This is a genomic window from Asaia platycodi JCM 25414 (assembly GCF_000614545.1).
Lineage (GTDB): Bacteria > Pseudomonadota > Alphaproteobacteria > Acetobacterales > Acetobacteraceae > Asaia > Asaia platycodi.
Window position 1 is genome coordinate 1 of the sequence record NZ_BAKW01000017.1, and the last position, 23,227, is coordinate 23,227.

Consider the following 23,227-nt stretch of genomic DNA (forward strand, 5'->3'; position numbering starts at 1 on the left):
CCCAGCGCAACGCCTTCGCGCCGTCGCTGACGGGGCGCCGCGCGGCGGCAGCGAAAACATCGTGGTTACGGGGTCTGCGCTCAGCACCTCGAACAATGCCAACGCCAACCCCGTGCAGATCATAACGGCCAAACAGATCATGCAGACCGGCGCGAGTACGGTGGGCGACTATCTGCAGCGCCTGCCTTCGGTCGGTTCTTCTGGCACGTATAACTCGCAGACCAATGGCACAGGCGGCTCGTCCTGCGTTGATCTGCGTAACCTCGGTCAGAACCGCACGCTGGTGCTGATCGATGGCAAGCGCACGACGCTCAATGGCAATAACAGCTGCGTCGATCTGAACACGATCAACGTCTTTCAGGTTGCGAGCATAGAAATCCTGAAGGATGGCGGATCGGAGCTTTACGGCGCCGATGCCGTGGCCGGTGTCATCAACATCAAGATGCGCCATGATCTGAACGACGCGAATATCACCGTCAAGGGCGGTATTTCCGATGTGGGCGACGGCCAGACCGGTCAGATTTCCGGCTACAAGGGCTGGAATTTCGACCATGGCAAGGGCAACGTCACGCTGTTCGGCTCCTACATGACGTCGAGCGGAATCATGCAGCGCAACCGCGCCTGGTCGCGCAACGTGCAGACCAACGACCCCGTCGATTCTTCCGATCTGCTGTTCGGTTCGTCCATCCCGACCAGCGGCAAGTATTTTACCGATTCCGGTACGTATATCCCCAATGCCAGCGGCTCTGGCTATCACACTGCGACATCGGCAGACCGCTATAATTACGGTTCGCAGCAGTCGCTTACCAACTCGCTGCAGAACTCGACGCTGTCTTTCGACGCGCATTACGACGTGAACAAGCATTTCACGCCCTATGCCAATTTCCAGTACAGCCATCGTACCTCCAGCACCACGCTGGCGCCTGAGCCGATGACGGGCAGCATCTATCCGTCGACCCTGCCGTCGAGCCTCGTCATTCCGGCAAATGCACCGTACAACACGTTCGGCGAAGACGTGCTGATGTACAAGCGCTACGGCGAATGGGGCAATCGTCGCACCGAAACCGCGACCGACACCTACACCGCCATCGCTGGTGCCAAGGGTGAGATCACCCATGGCTGGATGTATGATCTGTCCTACACCTATGGATGGAATCAGGTGACATCGCAGATGTCGGGTGTCGGTAACTACGCCAAGCTGCTTCAGTCCTACGGGCTCGAGCAGGTCGATCCGACGGATTCCAGCAGCGCTCTGGTTTATAATCCCTCGGTCTGTCAGGCTTCCGCCGGTTGCGTGCTCTCGGATCCGTTCAAGCCGCTTTCCTCGGCGGCTGCGGCCTATTCGAACTATACGAGCCACGATCACTATTATTACCAGCTGCGCGATCTGAACCTGCGCATGCACAACAACCATGTCGCGACCATGCCCTGGAAGGGCGGTGGCGATCTCGGCTTCGCTCTGGGTATGGAGCACCGTGGCGAGCAGCTGGCCTATCACCCCGACGCAGTCGTGGCATCCGGCGATACACTGACGAACTCTGCTTCCTATACCGGCGGCGGGTTCAACGTCACCGAAGGCTATCTCGAAGGCAAGGCAACGCTGCTGCGCGATGTTTTCCTCGCCAAGGATCTGACCATCGACGCGCAGGGGCGTTATTCGTCCTACAGCACGTTCGGTGGTACGAAGAACTGGAAGGCCTCCATCAACTGGGCGCCCATTCAGGACATCCGCTTCCGCGCGACGATCGGTACCTCCTATCGCCAGCCAAACGTCTATGAGCTTTATTCGGGTGGCAGCCTTGGCTACGCCTCGGCAACCGATCCTTGCGCTCAGGCCAGCTCCTATGGCTCGCTTTCGGCGAATGTCGTCGCCAATTGCGCCAAGCAGGGGATCAACAGCTCAACCTTCGTGGCAGCCAATTCGGGTCAGGTTCCGACGCTTTACGGTGGCAATGCCGCGCTGAAGCCCGAAACGGGTCGCACCTATACAGTGGGTACGGTCATCACCCCGCGCTGGGTGCCGGGCCTGTCGGCTTCGGTAGAATACTGGCACTACACGATCAAGAACATGGTCTCGTATCTGAGTTCGCAGTATATTCTCGATCAGTGCTATACGGGTGCAAGCTCGAATTATTGCAGCAATATAACCCGTGTCTCCGGCACGAATCAGCTTAACTCCGTGACCGATTACTATGCGAATATCGGTGGCCTGCGCACGAGCGGTATCGATTTCGATCTCGATTATCGTATCCGTGTCACGCGCAAGGATGTCGTCACCCTAGGCAACAACTTCCAGCAGCTCATCAGCTATCTGCAGCAGAATGAGCCGGGCGGGCAGTGGTACAACTATGCCGGTCGTCTGATGTATCAGTCGGGCACAGGCCAGCCGCGCGTGCGCGACTATGCCACGCTCAACTGGCAGCATGGCAATTGGGGCGTCACCTATATGCTCAAATATACGGGTGGCATGGTCTGGAACAATGGATCGCAGGACCTCAGCACGGCACTCGGTTATGGGCGCTACAAGACGCCTGGCATTTTCTCGCATGATCTGACGGTCAATTACCGTCTGAATCGATGGAACTTCACCGGTGGTGTGAACAACCTGTTCGACAAGCAGCCGCCATTCGTGGCCGATGCCTCGACGAACAGCGCCGCAGGACTTTATGGCGATCTCTATATGGGCCGCTATGTCTTCCTTCAGGCCGGCGTGAATTTCTGACGCCTTTCTCCCGGTGCCTCACCAGAGCCGGGAGAACACTCTTTTTCAACATGACCGATGCAGGGGAAGCGAGTATCCAATCTTTTACCCTGTGATCGTTCTGGCTAGCAGAGACAGGATTCATTGCCCGATACGAGCGGCGTGCGCGCCTCGCGATAGGTGCTACCACTGCGCTCTCGATGGTTCTCGACGGTGGCATAGACCAGCCCGTCTTTTTCGGAATCGAACACACGATGCGCAAAATCCGCGCGAACAGCGTGGATCGCTTTCGTATAGGCGTGCGGCCCCGTGATATTGAACGTGGTCACGGCACCCGCACCATGAACATCGGGGCGATAGGTCAGGATCTTGGTCATGACGAGCTGGATGACCCGTCGCAGATAGGGGTGACCGGGACGCGCGATAAGGAACCATTGCTGGTACTCGCCGCCCGCGACGTGCGCGATCGATGTGCCATAGCCCCAGCCCGCATAGCGATTCGAGCCCGACATGTTCCATTGTGAAATCAGATATTGGTCATCGGGCCGAAGGATTGCCTCAAGAGGTCGCGACATCGACGATTTTAGGTCGAGATAGACTCCACCCAGACGATAGATCAGCAGATAACGAAAGAAATCGGCTTTGGCCGCGCCATATTCCCCGCCGATCATGAGATAGATTTTCAGAACGTCCCAGCCATAATGATCCGAGATGAACTGAAATCGTGACGCTTCGTCCCAGACATGAACAGTCCAGCCGGGATTGAGCGCCGTGACCTGGGCGATATTCGTGACGAAAGCCGGGTCGAGCGTTGTTGGATCGTTGCAGATGAAATGCAGCAGTCGCGGGATAGCGCAAAATTATCGGTGGATGGCGCGATCTCAGGGAAGCGCCGCAGATTGAGGCAGGAGAGTTCGCTCCATTCTGCTTTTTCCATGACGTGGTCTCGCATGCCGTCGGGGGCGTGCGAATACACCCGGCCCTGTGCATCGTGCAGTTGGTAGACATAGGGGCGCAAAGTGACGATGCCGATGGAGGGAGGCGCGGCGATAAGGCGATTACCCTCTAGCCCGAGGCAGGACACATTGCGTCCTTCGAGAACGGCGCCTTCCAGCGCATCTTCTCCATCTGGCTCTTCGCTCGAAACGAGGACATCGCCCCATAGGGTGATCAGGGCCGTCTCGTTCATGGTTGCATCCCTCTTATTCGTCGGGTTCCGGCAGAGTGGCGGCAGGATCGGCGGGCAGAAAATCGCCGATCTGCCGCACGGCTTCCGCAAGGCTGACGCGCTCCACGGCGACACCTTCGGGGAAAGCCGAAAGAAGGCGCGAGGGCATGCGGCGATCAAGAATGACGAAAACGCCATGGTCATCGCCCTTGCGTATCAGGCGACCGAAGGCCTGACGCAGCCTCATGCGGGTCAGGCGGTCGTCATAATCGCGTGGGTCGTCGGGCGAGAGTGCCTTGCGTCTCTCGCGATGCAGGATGTCGGGCCGCGGCCAGGGCGTGCGTTCGAACACGACCAGACGTAAGGCTTGACCCGGCACATCCACCCCGTCGCGCATTGCATCCGTGCCGAGCAGGCAGGAATGCAGCTCTGTGCGGAAGATATCGACCAGCGTGGCATTATCCATCGTGTCGACATGCTGGGCATAGAGCGGCAGCCCGGCCTCTTCGAGTGGTGCGGCAATGCGCTGATGCACCGCACGCAGGCGCGAGATGGCGGTGAACAGCCCAAGCGCACCTCCTTGAGAAGCCAGAAAAAGCAGGCGATAGGCGCCAGCCAGCGCATCGAGATCGTTTTGCGGCACATCGGTTACGATCAGGGCGCGGGTCTGGTGCGCATAATCGAAGGGGCTGAGCAGAGAGGCCCGGAAAGGCGGCTTGATGAAATGGGGCGTGCCAAGCCGCGTTTCGGCGGCGTGCCAGCTTTGCTCGACCTGACGCGGATCGGGCCCGTTCGGACCAGAAAAAGGTGTCTGGTCGCGCAGGGTCGCCGAGGTGATGAGCATGCCATGGGCAGGTCCCTGCATGACCGAGGCAAAGGGAATGGTCGGGTCGCGCCAGTGGCGATGCAGCCCGATATCGGTCTCGCTCTGCCTGCCTGAAACATATTCCGTGCGTATCAGATCGATAAACGAATTATCCTGTGTATCCTCTTCTCCCAGAACGGTATCGAGCATCGCGATCCAGCCCTCTACCCGGGCAATGGCGCGGCGCCTGAGAGAGCGAATCATGGCCTCTATGCGCAGACGCTGGGCGGCTTCGAGCGCATCATCGGGCTCGCTTAAAAGGGATTTCAGACGCTCGACGAGTGTCTGCAGGGGCGCAAGCAGGCGCCTCAGGGCCGTATCCAGAGGCGCAGTCACTTCGCGCAGGGCCTCGCCTGCAGGATGGAGGCCGCATTCAGATGAATCCTGCCCCTGCGTGCCGATGCGTCTGGCGTCAAGCTGCGCCCTGAGCGCCTGGAAGAACTGTTCGGAAGGGTTGGCAATCAGGTCGGGCACATTCGGCTGAAGCGCATCGTCTTCACCGTTCAGTCGGCCAAGCCATCCCGGCGCGGGGAGGGCATGGGCGGCCCCGAGAATGGCTTCGAGCGGGGCGTCAAGTGCGGGCGAGGTGGCGACCAGATCTTCGAGGCGGCGGCGCAGCCCGCGTGCGCGCGATCGGCTGCCTTCGGCACCAAGCAGCCAGCGTCTGAGCTCTGCGGCTTCCAGCCCGGAGAGAGCGAGTGAGAAGGCGCTATCGGCGGCTTCGGGCAGGTGATGCCCCTCGTCGAAGAAATAACGCGTTGGAAGCTGATCTTCATCCGGTACATCGTCCCGTGCCAGACTGGACCAACTGGCCTGCGAGAGAACCAGCGCATGATTGGCGATGACGAGCCGGGCGCCGCGGGCACGTCTGATGGAATGCTCCACAAAGCAGGTCTGGTAATGCGGACATGCGCCATGAATGCATTCGCCACGGCGATCGGCCATGCCGAACAATACGCCGCCGCCAAAGATGTCGCCGAACCAGCCGGGAAGGTCGCCACCCATCAGATCGCCATCTTCGGTGGCTTCTGCCCAGCGGGCGAGCATCGAAAGACCGATCAGCGCGGCAGGAGAAGGTGACGGGCGTGAGGCGAGTGTGTTGACCGCGTCTTCCATGTTCAGCAGGCAGAGATAATTCTCGCGCCCTTTGCGTAGCACTACCGCTTCGCGCCGCTCGGCATCGTCAGGGTAAAGACGCCGAAGTTCCTGCTCGATCTGACGTTGCAGGTGGCGCGTATAGGTCGAAACCCAGACAGGGCCATCATTCTGCTCCGCCCAGACGCTGGCAGGGGCGATGTAGCCCAGTGTCTTGCCTGTGCCCGTGCCTGCTTCGGCGAGAACGATTTCAGGAATGCCGGCGCCCTCTCTCGGCGCGAGAGCCTGTGTGACCGCTGAGGCATAATCGGCCTGACCCGGACGCGTCTCGCGCCGTCGCCGAGAATGCGGGTGAGGCGCGCGCGGGCCTCGGCAGGGGCAACCGGGCGGCTGCCCGGTGGTGGTCGCTGGGCCATTTCTTCCCATCGCGGCAGGCGGCGCCAGACACGTAAAGCCTCGTAGGGATGGCGTTGCTGGCTCGGTCGTGCCTCAAGAATTTCTTCCACGAAGCCGGCCCAGGACCATCCGGCGCGGGAAAGCAGGGGCAGGAGTGCCTGTAGCGTTTCGGAATCCCGTGATGCCGCCATGGACTCGAGCGCCAGGCGAAGTTTTTCAAGCAGGAGAAGGAGGAAATCCGCCTCGCAATGTTCGGGCGGGGTGAGGCCGAGTGCCAGCCCCATGCCACGTGGTGTGGGCACGACAGCGCGCGTCGGAAAGAGAAACAGGAAAAGTTCGAGCAGATCGAACCAAGGGACGACTTGTCCCGGTGGCGTCAGATCAAGCCGCCTGATTGTTGCAGGTCCATGTATCAGCAGGGGGGCAGGGAGGGTAGCCAGCAGCGAGGCAGCCTCTCGCGCATCAAGCGACAGGAGTTCACCATCCGGTGTCAGGACCGAAGCGCGGGCGCGCGTTGTGATCAGGGCGGGGGCGTCGTAGGGCGAGGCGCGAGGAGGCGTGGGCATTGCGATTACTCTAGACGCTAGACGGGCGTACCGCCAGCGAGTGAACGTTTCCCGGCCCGACGGAAGTGATTGTCTGGCAAAAGCGGCAGGTATGAGCGTGAAAAACCGCTATTCGGCGAGGACGTAACGCCATGTTGCTTGACCAGGCGCGGAACTATTTCTAGTTTTCATCCAATCATGTCCAACAGCAATCCAAACAAAGCCCCGCTCCTTCCCGACGCTTCTGTGCTGCCAAAAGCCTGGCCGTTCGAGGAGGCGCGAAAAATCGCGGCCCATGTCGAGGCACGAGGTGGCGAGGCTCCGGCCCTGCTCGAAACGGGTTATGGTCCTTCCGGTCTGCCTCATATCGGCACATTCGGCGAGGTCGCCCGCACGACCTGGGTGCGTCAGGCCTATGAGCAGCTCACGGGGCGAAAGACCCGCCTGCTGGCTTTTTCCGACGATATGGATGCCCTGCGCAAGGTGCCGGGCAATGTGCCCAATCAGGAGATGCTGACGCAGCATCTTGGCTTGCCGCTTAGCCGCATTCCCGATCCTTTCGGCAAGTTCCAGAGCTTTTCGGCGCATAACAACGCCATGCTGTGCGAATTCCTCGACCGCTTCGGTTTCGATTATGAATTTGCTTCGGCGACCGATTATTACACCTCCGGTGTCTTCGACGCGGCCCTGCGCCGCATGCTCGAAGTGCATGACGAAGTAGTGGCGACCATCGCCCCGACTCTCGGTGCCGAGCGCCGCGCCACCTATTCACCCGTATTGCCTATCCATCCACGCACCGGCCAAGTGATGCAGGTGCCCGTCGTCAAGGTCGATCCCGATGCCGCTACGGTGGTGTGGGAAGACCCCGAGACAGGCGAAACCTTCGAAACCTCTGTTCTGGGCGGTCACGCCAAGATGCAGTGGAAGGCCGACTGGGCCATGCGCTGGTTTGCGCTGGGTGTCGATTACGAAATGTCGGGCAAGGATCTGATCGACAGCGTGAAGCTGTCGAGCAAGATCTGCCGCATTCTTGGCAAGGCGCCGCCTGCCGGACTGACCTATGAACTGTTTCTGGATCAGAACGCGCAGAAGATCAGCAAGTCAAAGGGTAATGGTCTCTCGATCGACGAATGGCTGCATTATGCCCCGCCTGAGAGCCTCGCCCAGTATATGTTCAACCAGCCCACGCGGGCCAAGCGTCTGTTCTTTGACGTCATCCCCCGCGCGATGGATGAATATCTTGCCAATCTCGACAAGACGGTCGAGACGCAGGACGAGGCTGTTCTTCAGGCCAATCCGGCGTGGTTCATTCATGGCGGCACGATCGATACCGGTCTGTCGAGCCCGGTCTCTTTTACGGCATTGCTGAATCTGGCCTCAGTCGCCAACGCAGAGTCGAGCGACACGCTCTGGAAATTCCTGCGTCGCTATGATCCGTCTCTTTCGCCCGAGACGCATCCTTATGTCGACCGTCTGGTTGGCCATGCTCTTGTCTATTTCAAGGAGTTCGTGCGTCCGGCCAAGACCTTCCGTGCGCCAACCGATCTTGAGCGCGTTGCGTTGCAGGATCTGGCGGATGCCTTGAAACAGGCCGATGCGAGCCTATCTCCGGTTGAGGTTCAGGATATCGTCTTCGAAATCGGGAAGAGGCATCAGATCCAGCCACTGCGCGCGTGGTTCGGTTGCCTTTACGAGGTGCTTCTGGGCCAGACTGAAGGGCCGCGTTTCGGTATCTTCGCGTCGCTCTTCGGCCTGCCCGAAACCGTGGCGCTGATCGAGGGCGCGCTGGCACGGGAAGCCCGTGCCGAGGAAGCGGCTCAGTGAAGAAGAGAAACGATCGTCAGCCTTGATTGAGGGTTCATGACCGTTAGGGAACAAAACACACCCTGCTGCGAAGACGGCGAGGCCAGGCAGGCCAGCCCATGGCGACGGCTGGCCTGTCGCCTTCCGGCGCTGGTCGGGCTCGTTCTGCTGGTGGCGGCTATCTATGTCATCCAGAAAGAGCTGAAATCGCTCTCTTTGTCAGAAATTCGTTCCGCCTTTCAGGCCATTCCCGGCGAGGCGCTTGCGGCCGGTATTGGCTGTACGGTTCTCTCCTACTTCATTCTGTCATTCTACGATCGTCTGGCCTGCTATCATATCGGATCGAAGCAATCCTTCCTCAGAACAGCTTTCGCAGCGTTCTGCTCCTATGTTCTGTCGCATAATCTCGGTTGTTCGGCGATTTCAGGAGCTGCGGTCCGTTTCAGGCTTTACCGTAACTGGGGTGTTTCTCCGGGTGGCATAGCCCAGATCATCGCGTTCTGCTCGACAACCTACCTGCTCGGCGCGATGGCGCTGATCGGTGGAGTGCTGCTTTTCGAGCCTTCTCATATCCCCCTGATCGACCATCTTCCGCATCTGTTGCTACAGCTCGGCGGTGCCGCTGCATGGCTGGCTGTGCTGGCCTATCTCGTTGTTTCCGTGCGCTATCGTCAGATGCGGATCTGGCGGTACACCCTCGACGTGCCGGGGTTTCGCGTCGCGTTGGCCCAGGTCGTGGTCAGCGCCGCCGACATGGCAGCGACAGCCTGATTGCTTATGTGCTGCTTCCGCCTCAGGCGGCGATCGGCTTTCCCGCCTTTCTGGCAATCTACATCGCGTCCTACACGGCGGGTCTGGTCGCCAGCGTGCCTGGGGGGCTTGGTGTGTTCGATGGGGCGATGCTGCTGGCACTCAGCCCCTATATGTCCACCCCCCAGATCCTGGGCGTCGTCCTGACATTCCGGCTCTTTTATTACATTATACCCCTGGTTCTGGCAGGGATCATGTTCGCGGTACATGAGCTTTTCCTGCGTGGCGATGCAGCATGGGCGCAGCGTCGTGGGGCGGTTCCCGACATAGCGCTCATGCGGCGCCCAAGTCAGGTCGTACGTGAGTCGGAAGCTGATTTTTCCGTCACGGTGGCGACCGGGGTAGTTGCGGGCACGGGTATTCTTCTCGTGTTCTATGCGGTTGCCGTGCCCGCTCCTCTTCTCGGCACGCCACTCGCGCATCTTCTGCTACAGGCAGCGGAGTTCCTGTTGTGCCTTACCGGTGTCATGCTGGTGGGTGTGGCCGCAGGCCTCGCCCAGCGTGTTACCGCAGCATGGCGCGCAGCCCTCACCTTGCTCGGGTTTGCAATACCGCTGGTCATTCTGCGCCAGGGGCCGCTTGGGATTGCGCTGAGCCTTGCGCTCGTGATGTTCCTGATCGCGCCTTTTCGTGCCTGCTATTATCGCAAGGCACGGTTGTTTGCCGAACCGCTCAGCCCGACCCTGATGGCGCCCGTCACGCTTTGGGTTATCAGTCTGGCCAGTGTAGGCCTCTTCGCCCTGCGTCAGCACCTGGGCCATGCCTGGTGGCGCTCGCTGATCTACGATGCCCATACTTCTGTCATACGCTGGGCACTCGGCATCTCGGCAATTCTGGGCATTATTGCTGTCATCCAGATGTTGCGTCGCAGCCATGTCCTGGTGCGGCCCTGGGACAGAGAGAGTGAAACGCTCTACAAGAGTCTGGCCCACGCGCTCGAAGAACTTGGCCCTCGTCGCCCGAGCGGCCTTATCCTGAATGACAATGGCCGGGCCGGCATTCCCTTTCTGAGAACGGGGCAGTTCATCATCGGTGTTGGCGACCCGGCCGGTGCCGAGAATGACTGCATCGCAGCGATCTGGCGGCTGCGCGATCTTGCGATGGAGGAGGGGCGTCATCCTGTTTTCATCAAGGTTGGGCAGGCATTGATTGGTGTCTATCACGATATCGGTATGACGGTCTGCCCGAACGGCCCCGGTGAGTCTGGCGCTTTGTGCTGCCTTGCTCAGGATCTGCAGGCAGTGAAAGCCGTGCTGGGCAGCGAGCACAAGCGACTGAAGCGCCTGCTCAATGCCAAGGCATTTCTGTCGGTCAAGGCCCGTATCGACAGGGTCGGGTGATGCATCTCCCCCATGTGCTGGCGCAGCCGGTCAATTTCAGTGATGTGACCGCGATCTGGCTCATGGCGTATTCGGCCCTTTTTTCCATCGTCAATCCCCTTGGGGCGTCGCTCATTTTTGCCCAGATGACCATTGGCCGTCCCAAACGTGAGATCGTCACGCTGGCGCGACTGGTCGGGTTCTATTCCTTTATCATCCTCATGGTGTCTGTCTGGCTCGGCGGATGGATACTGAGTTTCTTCCGGATCAGCATCGATGCTCTGCGCGTGGCTGGCGGTCTGGTGGTGGCGTCGCGTGCCTGGGCCCTGCTTCTCGCTCCTGAAGAAAGCGAGGCGCGCAAGGAGCGTCAGGTTTTCGATCATGATGCTGCGGGTCAAGAGAGCGATCTCGGCGATCGCGCCTTCTTCCCGCTCGCCATGCCCTTCACGGTTGGGCCGGGCAGCATCGCGGTCGCGATCGCGCTCAGCTCAGGGCGTACACTCGGGGCATCCCCTGCGAGCTACATAGTGGGGCTCTCTCTCGCAGTATGCTCGGTGTCCCTGACGGTCGTCCTGCTTTATACCTATGCCGAGCGTATTGTAAGTTCGCTCGGGCGAACGGGCGCGCGTATCGTCAGCCGGCTGGCAGCACTGATCCTGCTTTGTATCGGCATCCAGATCCTGTTCGCGGGCCTCGAGGGGTTCGTCATCGCCACGCTGAAGCACGTGCGTCAGCTGGGTTGATCTCGGACGATGGGCTTCGCAGAGGCGTTTTTCAGCCAGCGCTTTGCCGATCTCCTCTCTGAGGGCAGGAATCACTTCCCTCTGAAACCAGGGCGCGCGCTTTTCCCATACGCCAGTTCGCCAGGATGGATGGGGCAGGGGGAAATAACGGGGCAGATACTGTCGGAAGTCCCTGACGCGTGCGCTCACAGACCCGCGTCCCAGCGTGTAATTCTGACTATAGCTGCGACCAGAAGGATCAGTCTAAGCGACGTGAGATGCGAGAGTACCTCGTCTCGCCAGGCGGGTGCGCATTCGGGGCGAGGAGGTTTATCACCCCCATTGGGCAGGCGCCCGGGATAGCACAGACCCATCGGCAGGATCGCTACCTTTTCGGTATCATAGAAATCGTCTTCCGAGAGGTTCATCCAGCTTCTCAGGCGCTTGCCCGAAGGGTCGTAGAACGATTTGCCACTTTCATGAGCGATCGTACCGGGCGCCTGACTGGCGATCAGTATCCGAGCTTTTTGTGAAACATGGATAAGTGGCTTGGGGCCGAGAGGCAGTTCTCGTGCGCAAAGCGTGCAGCCACGGACTTGCGCAACGAGAGCGTCGAGTGTTTCCTCGTCGCTCCGGATCAGACGTGTCGGTAAGGGTGTACTCATTCGGCCCGGAGCGGCGAATAGGCGTTTGCGTTCAGTGAATACTCGGCACAGGCCTCATAGTGCGGCTCGTCAGTCGTTTTATGCGAACGAAACAGCGTTAGATGCTCGATATCCGCACCCGGACTGCGTAGCAGGTTATGGTTCTGGATCCAGCGTATGATTTCGGGGCCGGGCTCGCTCTGAAACACACCGAGCGAGACATGGGGCTGGAAACGCCGTTTCTCGGCTGGCAGCCCTGCTCGCCTGACGGCGGTCTCGACTTTCGACTGGAGGGCTGTCAGCGCGTCAGAGGGGGCGAGGCCGGCCCAGAGACGGGACCGTGCAGCCTGAGTGAACATTCCCACACCACTGAGTTCTATCGCCACCGGCGCAGCACTGATGGCGGACAGAGCGTGGTCGATTTCCTCCAGAAGAGGTCTCGCCCTGACGTCACCGAGAAAGCGAAGGGTTAGGTGATAGCTGGCGGGAGGATACCAGATGACGCCCCCTATGGGCCGACGCAGGGAGGAGAGGAGGCGCTTTTGCTCGTTAGGAAGGTCGAGGGCTGCGAAAAGGCGCATGAGCGATCCTGAGTGCGGGGATGATGGCCAGTCGGGCTTGGCGAACTGGATCCGGTCCGAGGATTGTCCGTCAAAGCAGAGGAGTGAAGGGGCTTTCCAAAATTGTGGCGTGATCGGGCAGACTCACTGTATAACCAACCTGATTAACGCGGTGGAACGTGTCGGTTTCAGCCGGGCGCCTAATGTATCTTAGAATGTCCGGGACCGTGTCTGACTTGACCGTTGTATCTGAAGCGCCACATTTAGAGATGAAAAAGGCCATTTCGGCCAGATTTCAGGAAAGGGTGTCATGGCTTTCGTTCCCAATTCTCGTTCTAGCGGTCCTTCTCGCCAAGCGGGTACTGCCAGTTTCGATACGGTCGATGCCGGTCTGCGCGCCTACATGCTTAGCGTGTACAACTGGATGACGGCCGGTCTGGTCCTCACCGGCGTGGTTGCCTATGCCGTAGCCGAAACCTCGCTCAGCAGCCTGTTCTACCAGCAGGTTCTGACCCCGGGTGGTATCATTACCCGCCGACGGGGCTTGGCATGCTGACGATCTTCGCGCCGCTCGTGTTCGTCCTGGTGATGTCGTTCGGCGTCAATCGTCTGTCACGTCAGGCGGCTCAGGGGTTGTTCTGGGGGTTCTGCGCAGTGATGGGTGCGAGCCTGTCGAACATCCTGCTCGTCTATACCCATACGTCTGTTGCGAGCACGTTCTTTATCACCTCGGCAACATTCGCTGCCATGTCGCTCTGGGGTTACACCACGAAGCGGGACCTCAGTTCGCTTGGTTCGTTCTGCTTCATGGGTCTGATCGGCCTGATCATCGCCATGACAGTGAACATGTTTCTCCACAGCGCTGCCATGTCGTTCCTGGTGAGCATTGTTGGGGTCGGTCTGTTCACGGTTCTGACGGCTTTCGATACCCAGCGTATCCGCTCGACCTATCAATACTACCTCAGCTATGTCGGGCCTGAGGAAATGGGTAAGCGCAGTGTTTACGATGCCCTCGGGCTTTATCTCAACTTTATTAACCTTTTCACCTTTTTGCTCCAGTTCATGGGTGTCCGTAGTAATAACAACGGATAACTAGCTCTAAAGAGTGTCTCTTTACTTTACGGGGTGCATCGCAGATGCATCCCGTTTTTGTTTATCCAGACTATTTCAGTCTAATTAACTTGATATTTCTATCTGAACTGAATCTAAAAAATCTGCAATAAATTGCGGCGGAAAAGCGACTATAGCTGCTAACATATTGATAATAAGCGAATTTGCTTGTGTTCAAATTGTGAACATGCCGGTGAAAGCTCGTTATGAGTGCTTGCTTTGCGCGCCAATCAGGCGGAAACAACACAACAGAGCTGGGCAGTCGCGCCCAGTGTGCAGGCAGGTAGGTTTTTTCAAAAAAGTCCTGTCTGCTTTGGTAAGGCGAGGCAACGATGGCGCGGGTTGCAGTCGGTCGTCCACTGGGCATCGGCAAACGTAATGTTACATCTTCGGGCGGCAGGGGTCGCACGTTGGTGTCACGTTGCGGAGCGATACGCGCCTTCAACTGGAATAGGAGAGATGGATGACATCCCCTGAAGGTGTTGTCGCCATGTTCGACCAATCCGAGGTCGGGTTGAGCGGCAGCGTAGCGCAGCCACAGAGCTTGACGGTCGGTTCAACGAGCGGGGCAGACAATGAAAAATAGACTTTTGCCGAAATTGCGGCGGCTTCTGCCGCTGGCGCCGGCGCTTTTCCTCTCAGGCTGTACGCTCGATCTTCTCGATCCGCGTGGCCCGGTAGGACTTCAGAACCGTAACGTCATCCTGATCGAGCTGGGTGTGATGCTGTGCATCGTTATCCCTGTGATCATGATGACGCTCTTTTTTGCCTGGAAATATCGCGAGTCCAACACGTCGGCCGAATATCTGCCGAACTGGGACCACTCCACGAAGATCGAGTTCTTCGTCTGGGGTATTCCTGCCGTTGTGATCGTGATCCTGGGCGCTATCGCGATCTGGACGAGCTACACGCTCGATCCGTACCGTCCGCTTCACTCGGCTGAAGCTGCGGGTCGCAAGCCGTTGAATGTTGAAGTCGTCGCTCTCGACTGGAAGTGGCTCTTCATCTACCCCGACCAGGGTATCGCTACGGTCAACCAGCTTGCCGTGCCGGTGAACACACCGATCAATTTCCGTATCACGTCTGACGCTGTCATGACCTCGTTCTTCATCCCGCGCCTGGGTTCCAGGTTTACGCGATGGCAGGCATGCAGACCCAGCTTCATCTTATGGCGAGTGCGCCGGGTGATTATCTGGGTGAGGCAGCGCATTATACGGGCCGTGGTTTCTCGGACATGAAGTTCCGTACGCTGGCGATGTCGGATGACGATTTCAACCAGTGGGTAGACAAGGTGAAGGGCGCGTCTGACTCGCTCGACTCTGCAGACTACCCGCAGGTTGCCGCTCCGCAGGAAGCTGCTCCGGTCAAGTATTTCGCGCATGTTCAGCCTAACCTCTTCGACACCATCGTGGCCAAGTACAATAACGGTATGGTCATCGACAAGTCGACGGGTCAGGTCATGCACATGCAGTCCGCCATGTCCGACATGCAGATGAAGGAATAGGGACACATGCTAGGTAAGTTAACACTTTCGGCGATACCGCTGGATGTGCCTATTCTTGTTGGCACGTTCACAGGCGTTGTAATCGCCGCACTCGCCGTTCTCGGTGCGATCACCTATTTCGGCAAATGGGGCTATCTGTGGCGCGAGTGGCTGACCTCGGTCGACCACAAGCGTCTGGGCCTCATGTATATCGTGCTCGCCCTCGTCATGCTGTTCCGCGGCTTTGCCGATGCCATCATGATGCGCAGCCAGCTCGCCTTGGCCTATAACGGCAATCCGGGTTATCTGCCGCCGCACCATTACGACCAGATCTTCTCCGCCCATGGCACGATCATGATCTTCTTCATGGCCATGGCATTCATGACGGGTCTTCTGAACGTCATCGTGCCGCTGCAGATTGGCGCACGCGACGTTGCTTTCCCGTTCCTGAACTCGCTGAGCTTCTGGATGACCACGATCAGCGCCGTTCTCATCAACGTGTCGCTGTTTATCGGTGAGTTCGCCCAGTGTGGCTGGCTTGTCTATCCGCCTCTGTCCGAGCAGCAGTTCAGTCCGGGTGTCGGCGTTGATTACTATATCTGGGCGGTCCAGCTTGCCGGTGTCGGTACGCTGCTGACAGGTGTGAACTTCTTCGTCACCATCGTGAAGATGCGTGCGCCCGGCATGGGCTGGATGCAGCTCCCTGTTTTCACCTGGACGGCTCTCGTCACGGTCGTTCTGATCATGGCAGTCTTCCCGGTTCTGACGGTAACCCTGGCCGAACTCGCTCTCGACCGTTACCTTGGGATGCACTTCTTCACCAATGATGGCGGAGGCAGCGTTCAGCTGTATCTCTCGCTCATCTGGACGTGGGGTCACCCGGAAGTCTACATACTGGTTCTGCCGGCTTTCGGCGTGTTCTCGGAAATCACCCAGACATTCTCGCGCAAGCCTCTCTTCGGCTATCGCGTGATGGTTTATGCCACGCTTGCGATCGGTGTTCTGTCCTTCATCGTCTGGGCTCATCACTTCTTCACCATGGGCGCAGGCCCGAACGTCAACGCCTTCTTCGGTGTTGCCACGATGATCATCGCCGTGCCTACGGGCGTGAAGATCTTCAACTGGCTGTTCACCATGTATAAGGGCCGCATCCAGTTCAACGGCATGATGTACTGGGTCATGGGCTTCATGATCACCTTCTCGATCGGTGGCATGACCGGCGTCATGATGGCGATGCCCGCAGCTGACTTTGTGCTGCATAACTCGCTGTTCCTTATCGCCCATTTCCACAACGTCATCATCGGCGGTGTGTATTTCGGCTATGTTGCCGGTCTGAATTTCTGGTGGCCGAAGGTTCTCGGCTTCAAGATGAACGAAGCCTGGGGCAAGCGCGCTTCTGGTGCTGGTTTGTCGGCTTCTATCTCGCTTTCGTGCCGCTCTACATTGCGGGCTTCGAAGGCATGACCCGCCGTATGAACCATTACGACAATGCTGACTGGCACGTTCAGATGCAGATTGCTGCGCTCGGTGCTGCCGTTATCGCTGTCGGTGTCGTCTGCCAGCTGATGCAGATCTATGTGTCGATCCGTGATCGCAACCTGCCGGAAAGCCGTGACTTCACGGGCGATCCGTGGAATGCGCGTACGCTCGAGTGGTCGATGTCCTCGCCTCCGCCGGCTTATAACTTCGCCGTCCTTCCTGACATTCATGGTATCGACACGTTCCATACCGAGAAGCAGCTTGGCCGTCGCAGCTATGAAGCAAGACGCTGACGCCGATCCATATGCCGAAGAACACGGCTGCTGGCTTCTTTGTTGGCGCTTTCAGCTTCGTGCTCGGTTTCGCAGCGATCTGGTGGATCTGGTGGCTCGCAGCGCTCGCCCTTGCCGGCGTGTTCGCAACGGTCATCCTGCGCAGCTTCAATACTGATGTGGATTACTATGTCCCGGTCAGCGAAATCGAACGCGACCAGGCCAACTATGTCCGCTCACTGACAGCACAGGCGGCAGAATAACATGGCAAATATCTCAGCAACGCCGCACGGCACCGCACACGGCGCAGACGATCACGAGCATCACGGCACGAATAACGTGTTCGGGTTCTGGATCTATCTGATGACGGACTGCCTCCTTTTCGGAACGCTGTTCGCCACCTTCGCCGTCATGCGTACCAGTTTGCCGGTGGCCCAACGGGCAAGGAGTTGTTTGATCTGAACGGGGTGGGGCTGGAAACGGCCCTCCTGCTGCTCAGCTCGATCACTTTCGGGTTCGGCATGCTTTCGGCTTTTGCCCGCAAGCAGGGCGCCATGCTCTTCTGGCTGGCCGTTACCTTCGTGCTCGGCCTCGGGTTCCTTGTGCTCGAAGTCAGGGAATTCGCCCATCTGATTCATGAAGGCGCTGGTCCGGATCGCTCCGCGTTCCTGTCTGCGTTCTTCACGCTGGTGGCGACGCACGGTCTTCACGTGACCTGTGGTCTGGTCTGGATCGCTGTTGTGATGGTCCAGAGCTTCACGCCGCAGGTTTTCACGACACGCTATATGGACAAGCTCCAGTGCCTGAGCCTCTTCTGGCACTTCCTGGATATCGTCTGGATCTGCGTGTTCACCTTCGTTTATCTGTTGAGTGTGATCTGATGAGCCAAGCATCGACCCATCAACACGAAGGCGAGTCTCACGGCAGCTTCGCCTCGTACATCATCGGCTTCGTAATTGCGGCCATCCTGACGATTGCGGCTTTCGCAATCGTCGAGATGCACCTCATGACGCCCGGCATGACCTTCGGGGTTATTGCCGGTCTGGCAGTGGTTCAGATCTTCGTGCATCTGATCTACTTCCTGCACATGAACGGCAGTTCGAGCCAATCCTGGAACAACACGGCATTTGCCTTTGCCGTCATCTGCGTTCTGATCATCGTCGGTGGAACTATCTTCATCATCCACGACGTCAGCATGAACATGATGTCGCGCTGACATGCCCGCTCTTCCAACCTCGCCCTTGATGGGGCGAGGTCTGGAAGACGGTTAGTGCCGGTAACAAAAAAGCCCGAAGGGATATCCCTTCGGGCTTTTTTATGGCGCGGTGCAGACAGGGGGCCGACCCATGTTGCTCCGACTGTCGGGTCGGGAGTCGGTCTCAGTCCTTATGCGGTTCCGGCGACAGCATGGCATCCTTGCCCGGCTTGTCTTTCCATTCATCGGCATCGGGCATTGAGTCGATCTTGCGTGTGATATTCGGCCAGACTGCGGCGTATTTGCTGTTGACCTCGAGCCAGGGCGTAGCGCGGTCGTCGCTATCGGGAAAGATCGCTTCTGCCGGGCATTCCGGCTCGCAAACGCCGCAATCGATGCATTCGTCCGGATTGATCACAAGAAAATTTTCGCCAGCATAGAAGCAATCGACCGGACAGACCTCGACGCAATCCGTGTATTTGCAGCGTATGCAGTTTTCGGTGACCACATAGGCCATTGGTGTCTCCGATCGTAAGCTGGGGCCAGACGGCCCAAGAGGATCCCAGAAGGCGCAAGTCACCCTGTCAGGGATTTTCCAAAAAGGGATGCCGCAGATAGGCGGAACTTTCCCGTTCTGGCAAGCATATGTTTGCCAGATCGCCCCTAAAGTTCAGCTTCCGTCCTGATTTTCGGTGATGACCTCGTAGAGCAGCGCGGCTTCCGTGGCTGAACCGCGCCGTGAGGCCAGTGCGATAACGCGCCAGATGCGCACTTCGGGCCGCGGATGACCGGGTAGCCCGAGCACATCGCCGACGCGTATCTTGCTATGCGGTTTTCTGGTGACCTGACGATTGATACGTACTGCGCCTCTTTCGATGAGTGCGGCGCAATCCTGCCTGTGACGACAGACACGCGCATGCCAGAGCCAGAGATCGAGACGTTCGTAATCCTGTTCGGGCATCAGGATTGTATCGACCGTATAGTGAGCCCTGCCAAGGCTGCGAAAGGACTGTCTTTTACGATAGTCAACGGTTTGATGTGCCCCTGTTTTTTTCTCCTGCGTCCTTCCGCGCGCTGGGACGTGCCCAGTAGCATGAGCGGAGCGGGCGGTCCGAACTGAGCGGCGGGGAGCTGCGCAGGCTGCCTCAGGCGGGTATCAAGGGCGATCAGAATGTCGCCGATCTGGCTTTTGCCCAAACCGTGGCGCGAGGCGAAATCGCCAGGTAGAGGGCGAGCGCCAGAGCGTGTCAGACGGTGCAGGTCTCCCAACAGTTTCTCAACGCGGTCGAGACGAAGCCACATAGTTCCGGCATCAACCCAACCCAGAGGCGCCAGAGCGGCGTTCTTGGGCGCCTGAAGGGTAATCTGGCTTGCATTGAAACCAGGCCGCGCCGTCTTATACCACAGGCTGAGCAGAAGGCGCGTATGCCCATAGGGGCAGGCTTGAGCAGCAAGGGCATGAACACCCCGTAGGGGCAGAAAAGAATACCGAGGCGGCGAAAATGGCCGAGTGCCTGCTGGCCATGACTGCCGGGTTCTGCAGCCAGCAGTGGTGCTACCCCGCCGTATTCCATCAGGCGGTGGGTGAGGCCGCGTAGTGCGGGAGAGGGATGAGACGTGGCGGCGAGGGCATAGAGCGGGGCCAGCACGTCCCTTAGCGTCGTTTGCACGAACCCCTGAAGCCGCTCCTGGACCAGATCGCGTTGCTTCGTGTCTGAAAACTCACCGCCAAGTATCTGGACGCCCGGGGTGAGAAGCGCCGTGCCCCTGGCAAGCGCGCGATCACGATCCCCTGCCATGAGAGCGTGCCCGTATTATGATCGAGCACAAAATCGCTGTCAGGAGAGGCAATGAGGGCCTGAACGCGACGTGGAATTTCGTGCAGCAATGCCCGGCGCCCGGCGCGCAGCATGAGTTTCTTCTCGGGCAGGGTTTCTTCCCGATCCGGCTTGAGCGTGAAGCCCTCTATTGTTCCGACCGCATGACCTTCGACGATGACCTGTCCATCCTTGGTGACGGCTGAAAGCAGATCCCTCGCCCCGTCACTATCCAGCCTGCGCAGGAGGGAGGTGGCCCGCCGGTCGACGAAGCGTGCCGTCAGTCGCTCATGTAACGCATCGGAGAGCATGTCCTCGACCTCGCGTGTGCGCTCCTGCCAATGCTGGGCCCGATCGCTCCATTCGCTGCGGGCCGCGACATAGGCACAGACGCGAATGCCGGTCAGTCGATGCATCAGCGTGTCGATATCGCCTTCCAGCCTGGCGAAACCGGCGATATGCGCTTCAAACCACTGGGCAGGAATGCCGCCGTCATTGAGGAGATGCATGAACAGCCGATGGCAGAGCCGTACATGGGAGTCGTCGCCCAGTTTCCGGAAATCGGGGATCTGACAGACGTCCCAGAGAAGGGCGGTCGCTTTCCTGCCGCGCGCCGCGTCGCGTATGTCGCGCTCTCCTGACAGATTTTCGAGGGTGAGCACGTCCGAAGCCGGGCGGCCGGCAACGAGACCGCGGCGGGGTGGCGCTGCGTTCAGGCTCGCCAGCAGGGCATCGGGCGAGGCGAGATCGAGGGCGGCGTTGCGCCAGCTTATCCGTTCGATCGGGTCGAAGCGATGCGCCTCGATGGCGTCACCCAGCGCTTCCGACATGGGGCGTGCCTCTGCGGTCGTCCCGAATGTTCCGTCTTTCATGCCACGCCCGGCGCGCCCGGCGATCTGGGCGCATTCCTGTGCGCTGAGAGGGCGCAGTGAGGCTCCGTCGAACTTGGTCAGCGAGGCCAGGGCAACGTGGTTGACGTCCATGTTGAGACCCATGCCTATGGCGTCGGTCGCCACCAGATAATCGACATCCTTGTTCTGGTAGAGCTCGACCTGTGCATTGCGTGTGCGTGGTGAGAGCTGCCCCATGATGAGCGCGCAGCCGCCGCGTCGCCTGCGAATGATTTCGGCAATGGCATAGACCTCCGCCGCCGAGAAGGCGACGATGGCTGAGCGCGCGGGCAGGCGAGAGAGCTTGGTATGCCCGGTATGAACGAGGCTCGACAAACGCGGCCTTGTATCGATCTCGATGCCGGGCACGAGGCGCTGCAACAAGGGGCGTATCGTTTCGGCGCCGAGAAACAACGTCTCGACATTGCCGCGCGCGTTGAGAAGCCTGTCGGTAAAGACGTGCCCCCGATCCGGGTCGCTGCTAAGCTGGATCTCATCGACTGCCACAAACTCGACCCTGCGCGTGAGTGGCATGGCCTCGGTCGTGCAGGAGAACCATCTGGCATCCGGCGGCACGATTTTTTCTTCGCCGGTGATCAGGGCAACGAAGCGCGCGCCCTTCAACCGAACCATGCGTTCGTAGTTCTCGCGGGCGAGAAGACGGAGCGGAAAGCCGATAATGCCCGACTCATGGGCCAGAAGGCGCTCCAGCGCGTAATGGGTCTTGCCGGTATTGGTGGGTCCGAGCACGGCGCGAACCCTGCGAGGCATGACATGGTGCTGGGTCTTCATGCTGTGATGCTTGTGCATGAGCGCCGGAATTGCAAGACGCCCCTGCGACTGGCACAGCTCGACTAACCCCGCTCGGGGTTCATGAATGACGGCGAAAGGACGATGTGAATGCGCAATCCTGAACAGTTCTGTCTGGTGCAGAAAGCCGATGAGGCGAGAACCGTGCATATCGTCCTGCCGGATCAGGACTTCATCGGCCTTCTCGGAGGGCAGGCGGCCGCTCTTTTCGAAATGGCCGGACAGCCGCAATGCGGCAGGCTCTACCTCGTACCGGGCGCCGACGGCGTTGCTCTGGCCGTTTTCGTCATCGATGCAACGAAACGGGACGCTGCACGATTCGGTGCGCTTGCGACAGGACTCCCGGCCGGGGATTGGCAGATTGCCTGTGCTGCTGAGGCGCTCAAGCTCTGCCCCGAGCTTACATATGATGCGACACTCGGGTTCTGCATGGGCGCTTATCGGTTCGCCGTGGGCCGGGACGTGGTTTTTCCGACGCGTCTCGTCCTTACCGATGGCACGCGCGCCGTGTTGCCGCTGGCTCAGGCCATCTGGCTGGGTCGCGATCTGATCAACCAGCCCGCCAATCTGCTCGGCCCGGAAGAACTTTCCCAGGCCGCTTATGCCGTGGTTTCGGCTCAGGGTGCTGATTGCGAAATCATCACGGGTGAGGCTTTGACCAGTGCTTATCCCTGCCTCTCGGCGGTCGGGGCCGGGTCTGACCGACCGGCTCAGGTCGTCAGGGCGTCGTGGCGCGGCAGCAAGGCGCCAGCAGATGCCCCATTGTTGTCACTCGTCGGCAAAGGCGTGTGTTTCGATACGGGCGGCTATGACATCAAACCTGCGAGCGGCATGCTGCGCATGAAGAAGGACATGGGCGGGGCGGCGCTCATGCTGGCTCTGGCGCATGTCATCATGGCGAAGGATCTGCCGATCCGCCTCGAGCTTCGCCTCGGCTGTGTCGAAAACAGCATTTCGGGTCACGCCATGCGCCCCGGCGATATTCTGATGACCCGCGCCGGGCTGACTGTCGAAGTGGGCAACACGGATGCCGAAGGGCGTCTGGTCTTGAGCGATCTGCTGACCGAAGCCTGCGAGCAGCAGCCTGACTGGTTGCTCGATGCCGCGACTCTGACCGGTGCGGCGCGTGTCGCGCTCGGCCCAGATCTGCCTGCGCTTTTCTGTAACAACCCTCAATGGGCTCAAATATTCTTGAGTGCCGGTGCGGCGATGGGCGATGCCATGTGGCAATTGCCACTCTGGCATGGCTACGACGCATGGCTCTGCCGCAAAAATGCCCATCTTGGCAATGTCACTGACAAGCCCATGGCAGGCGCCATCACGGCGGCGCTTTTTCTACAACACTTCGTCGAACCCACTGTAAAATGGGCACATATCGACACTTATGCGTGGAATGACAGTTCAATTCCCGGCCGTCCAGAGGGCGGAGAGACGCTTGCACTTCGCGCATTAGTGGAGACGACATTACGAATGATTAATGAAAAGGCAGGATTGGTGTGAGCTTAGTCCCTGAGTTTCAACAAAAAGATACTAAACCGATTGC

The 23,227-nt window shown here is 59.2% G+C and carries 14 protein-coding genes and 6 pseudogenes; 11 read left to right on the forward strand and 9 right to left on the reverse strand.

From position 1 onward, the window contains the following. On the forward strand, positions 1-2,722 hold a 2,722-nt coding region (locus JCM25414_RS12015), incomplete at its 5' end, for a TonB-dependent receptor domain-containing protein (RefSeq protein WP_025841807.1). A gap of 104 nt (positions 2,723-2,826) precedes the next feature. On the opposite strand, the gene JCM25414_RS19850 is transcribed toward JCM25414_RS12015, so the two are convergent. The 3 genes and pseudogenes from JCM25414_RS19850 to JCM25414_RS19855 all read right to left on the reverse strand — a co-directional run bounded on the left by JCM25414_RS19850 (position 2,827) and on the right by JCM25414_RS19855 (position 6,791). Then, entirely contained in the window at positions 2,827-3,486 is a 660-nt protein-coding gene (locus tag JCM25414_RS19850) for a glycosyltransferase family 32 protein (RefSeq protein WP_242403560.1), read from the reverse strand. Further along, the gene (locus JCM25414_RS25210; protein ID WP_025841809.1) at positions 3,384-3,890 is read right to left on the reverse strand and encodes a hypothetical protein; all 507 of its coding nucleotides are present in this window, start codon (positions 3,888-3,890) and stop codon (positions 3,384-3,386) included. Before JCM25414_RS25210 ends, JCM25414_RS19850 begins: the two co-directional genes overlap by 103 nt. A 13-nt stretch (positions 3,891-3,903) precedes the next feature. Next, positions 3,904-6,791: pseudogene (locus JCM25414_RS19855) on the reverse strand (ATP-dependent DNA helicase). A 177-nt stretch (positions 6,792-6,968) separates the two neighbouring features. Here JCM25414_RS19855 and JCM25414_RS12035 point away from each other — a divergent pair. Genes JCM25414_RS12035 through JCM25414_RS12045 form a run of 4 tightly spaced genes read left to right on the forward strand, consistent with a single transcriptional unit; the run spans position 6,969 to position 11,445 of the window. After that, positions 6,969-8,594 carry a lysine--tRNA ligase gene (locus JCM25414_RS12035; RefSeq protein WP_025841810.1) on the forward strand — a complete coding sequence of 542 codons (1,626 nt, stop codon included), beginning with the start codon at positions 6,969-6,971 and terminating at the stop codon, positions 8,592-8,594. A gap of 36 nt (positions 8,595-8,630) precedes the next feature. Then, positions 8,631-9,344, forward strand: a complete 714-nt coding sequence (locus JCM25414_RS25215; RefSeq protein WP_242403550.1) for a lysylphosphatidylglycerol synthase transmembrane domain-containing protein — start codon at positions 8,631-8,633, stop codon at positions 9,342-9,344. Between the two features lie 8 nt (positions 9,345-9,352). Further along, positions 9,353-10,723, forward strand: coding sequence for a putative bifunctional lysylphosphatidylglycerol flippase/synthetase (locus JCM25414_RS19860; protein WP_242403551.1), 1,371 nt, complete (start codon positions 9,353-9,355; stop codon positions 10,721-10,723). After that, on the forward strand, positions 10,723-11,445 hold the full coding sequence (locus JCM25414_RS12045; RefSeq protein WP_035443368.1) for a MarC family protein: 723 nt from the start codon (positions 10,723-10,725) through the stop codon (positions 11,443-11,445). Before JCM25414_RS19860 ends, JCM25414_RS12045 begins: the two co-directional genes overlap by 1 nt. A gap of 30 nt (positions 11,446-11,475) precedes the next feature. On the opposite strand, the pseudogene JCM25414_RS19865 reads toward JCM25414_RS12045, so the two are convergent. After that, a pseudogene (locus JCM25414_RS19865) lies at positions 11,476-12,089 on the reverse strand (uracil-DNA glycosylase family protein); the annotation flags it as partial. Then, complete coding sequence (gene thpR, locus JCM25414_RS12055) at positions 12,086-12,649, reverse strand: RNA 2',3'-cyclic phosphodiesterase (RefSeq protein ID WP_025841812.1); 564 nt, start codon at positions 12,647-12,649, stop codon at positions 12,086-12,088. The pseudogene JCM25414_RS19865 and the gene thpR, both read right to left, overlap by 4 nt. 289 nt (positions 12,650-12,938) lie before the next feature. Between thpR and JCM25414_RS19870 the strand changes: the two are divergent. From JCM25414_RS19870 to cyoD, 5 genes and pseudogenes are all read left to right on the forward strand, one after another. Continuing rightward, positions 12,939-13,720: pseudogene (locus tag JCM25414_RS19870) on the forward strand (Bax inhibitor-1/YccA family protein). A gap of 593 nt (positions 13,721-14,313) precedes the next feature. Beyond that, positions 14,314-15,242: pseudogene (gene cyoA, locus JCM25414_RS19875) on the forward strand (ubiquinol oxidase subunit II). Positions 15,243-15,248: 6 nt separating this feature from the next. Beyond that, positions 15,249-17,235 (forward strand): annotated as a pseudogene (gene cyoB / locus JCM25414_RS19880) (cytochrome o ubiquinol oxidase subunit I). A gap of 1 nt (position 17,236) precedes the next feature. Further along, a pseudogene (gene cyoC, locus JCM25414_RS19885) lies at positions 17,237-17,853 on the forward strand (cytochrome o ubiquinol oxidase subunit III). Further along, on the forward strand, positions 17,853-18,188 hold the full coding sequence (cyoD, locus tag JCM25414_RS12085) for a cytochrome o ubiquinol oxidase subunit IV (RefSeq protein WP_025841813.1): 336 nt from the start codon (positions 17,853-17,855) through the stop codon (positions 18,186-18,188). Before cyoC ends, cyoD begins: the two are co-directional and overlap by 1 nt. A gap of 163 nt (positions 18,189-18,351) precedes the next feature. On the opposite strand, the gene fdxA is transcribed toward cyoD, so the two are convergent. From fdxA to JCM25414_RS19895, 4 genes are all read right to left on the reverse strand, one after another. After that, positions 18,352-18,684 carry a ferredoxin FdxA gene (gene fdxA / locus JCM25414_RS12090; protein ID WP_025841814.1) on the reverse strand — a complete coding sequence of 111 codons (333 nt, stop codon included), beginning with the start codon at positions 18,682-18,684 and terminating at the stop codon, positions 18,352-18,354. A 153-nt stretch (positions 18,685-18,837) separates the two neighbouring features. After that, positions 18,838-19,128: an RNA-binding S4 domain-containing protein gene (locus JCM25414_RS12095; RefSeq protein ID WP_025841815.1), complete on the reverse strand. Its 291-nt coding sequence runs from the start codon at positions 19,126-19,128 to the stop codon at positions 18,838-18,840. 286 nt (positions 19,129-19,414) lie between these two features. Then, complete coding sequence (locus JCM25414_RS25220; RefSeq protein WP_242403552.1) at positions 19,415-19,816, reverse strand: hypothetical protein; 402 nt, start codon at positions 19,814-19,816, stop codon at positions 19,415-19,417. 5 nt (positions 19,817-19,821) lie between these two features. After that, positions 19,822-21,666, reverse strand: a complete 1,845-nt coding sequence (locus tag JCM25414_RS19895) for a helicase-related protein (protein ID WP_242403553.1) — start codon at positions 21,664-21,666, stop codon at positions 19,822-19,824. A gap of 108 nt (positions 21,667-21,774) precedes the next feature. Between JCM25414_RS19895 and JCM25414_RS12105 the strand changes: the two genes are divergently transcribed. Then, positions 21,775-23,184 carry a leucyl aminopeptidase family protein gene (locus tag JCM25414_RS12105; RefSeq protein ID WP_025841816.1) on the forward strand — a complete coding sequence of 470 codons (1,410 nt, stop codon included), beginning with the start codon at positions 21,775-21,777 and terminating at the stop codon, positions 23,182-23,184. Positions 23,185-23,227 lie beyond the last annotated feature (43 nt).

Excerpts from the sequence above, each read along its gene's own strand:
- JCM25414_RS25210 (WP_025841809.1), bottom strand. The coding sequence starts at position 3,890 with ATGAACGAGACGGCCCTGATCACCCTATGGGGCGATGTCCTCGTTTCG.
- JCM25414_RS12035 (WP_025841810.1), top strand. The coding sequence starts at position 6,969 with ATGTCCAACAGCAATCCAAACAAAGCCCCGCTCCTTCCCGACGCTTCT.
- JCM25414_RS25215 (WP_242403550.1), top strand. The coding sequence starts at position 8,631 with ATGACCGTTAGGGAACAAAACACACCCTGCTGCGAAGACGGCGAGGCC.
- JCM25414_RS12045 (WP_035443368.1), top strand. The coding sequence starts at position 10,723 with ATGCATCTCCCCCATGTGCTGGCGCAGCCGGTCAATTTCAGTGATGTG.
- thpR (WP_025841812.1), bottom strand. The coding sequence starts at position 12,649 with ATGCGCCTTTTCGCAGCCCTCGACCTTCCTAACGAGCAAAAGCGCCTC.
- cyoD (WP_025841813.1), top strand. The coding sequence starts at position 17,853 with ATGAGCCAAGCATCGACCCATCAACACGAAGGCGAGTCTCACGGCAGC.
- fdxA (WP_025841814.1), bottom strand. The coding sequence starts at position 18,684 with ATGGCCTATGTGGTCACCGAAAACTGCATACGCTGCAAATACACGGAT.
- JCM25414_RS12095 (WP_025841815.1), bottom strand. The coding sequence starts at position 19,128 with ATGCCCGAACAGGATTACGAACGTCTCGATCTCTGGCTCTGGCATGCG.
- JCM25414_RS19895 (WP_242403553.1), bottom strand. The coding sequence starts at position 21,666 with ATGAAGACCCAGCACCATGTCATGCCTCGCAGGGTTCGCGCCGTGCTC.
- JCM25414_RS12105 (WP_025841816.1), top strand. The coding sequence starts at position 21,775 with ATGCGCAATCCTGAACAGTTCTGTCTGGTGCAGAAAGCCGATGAGGCG.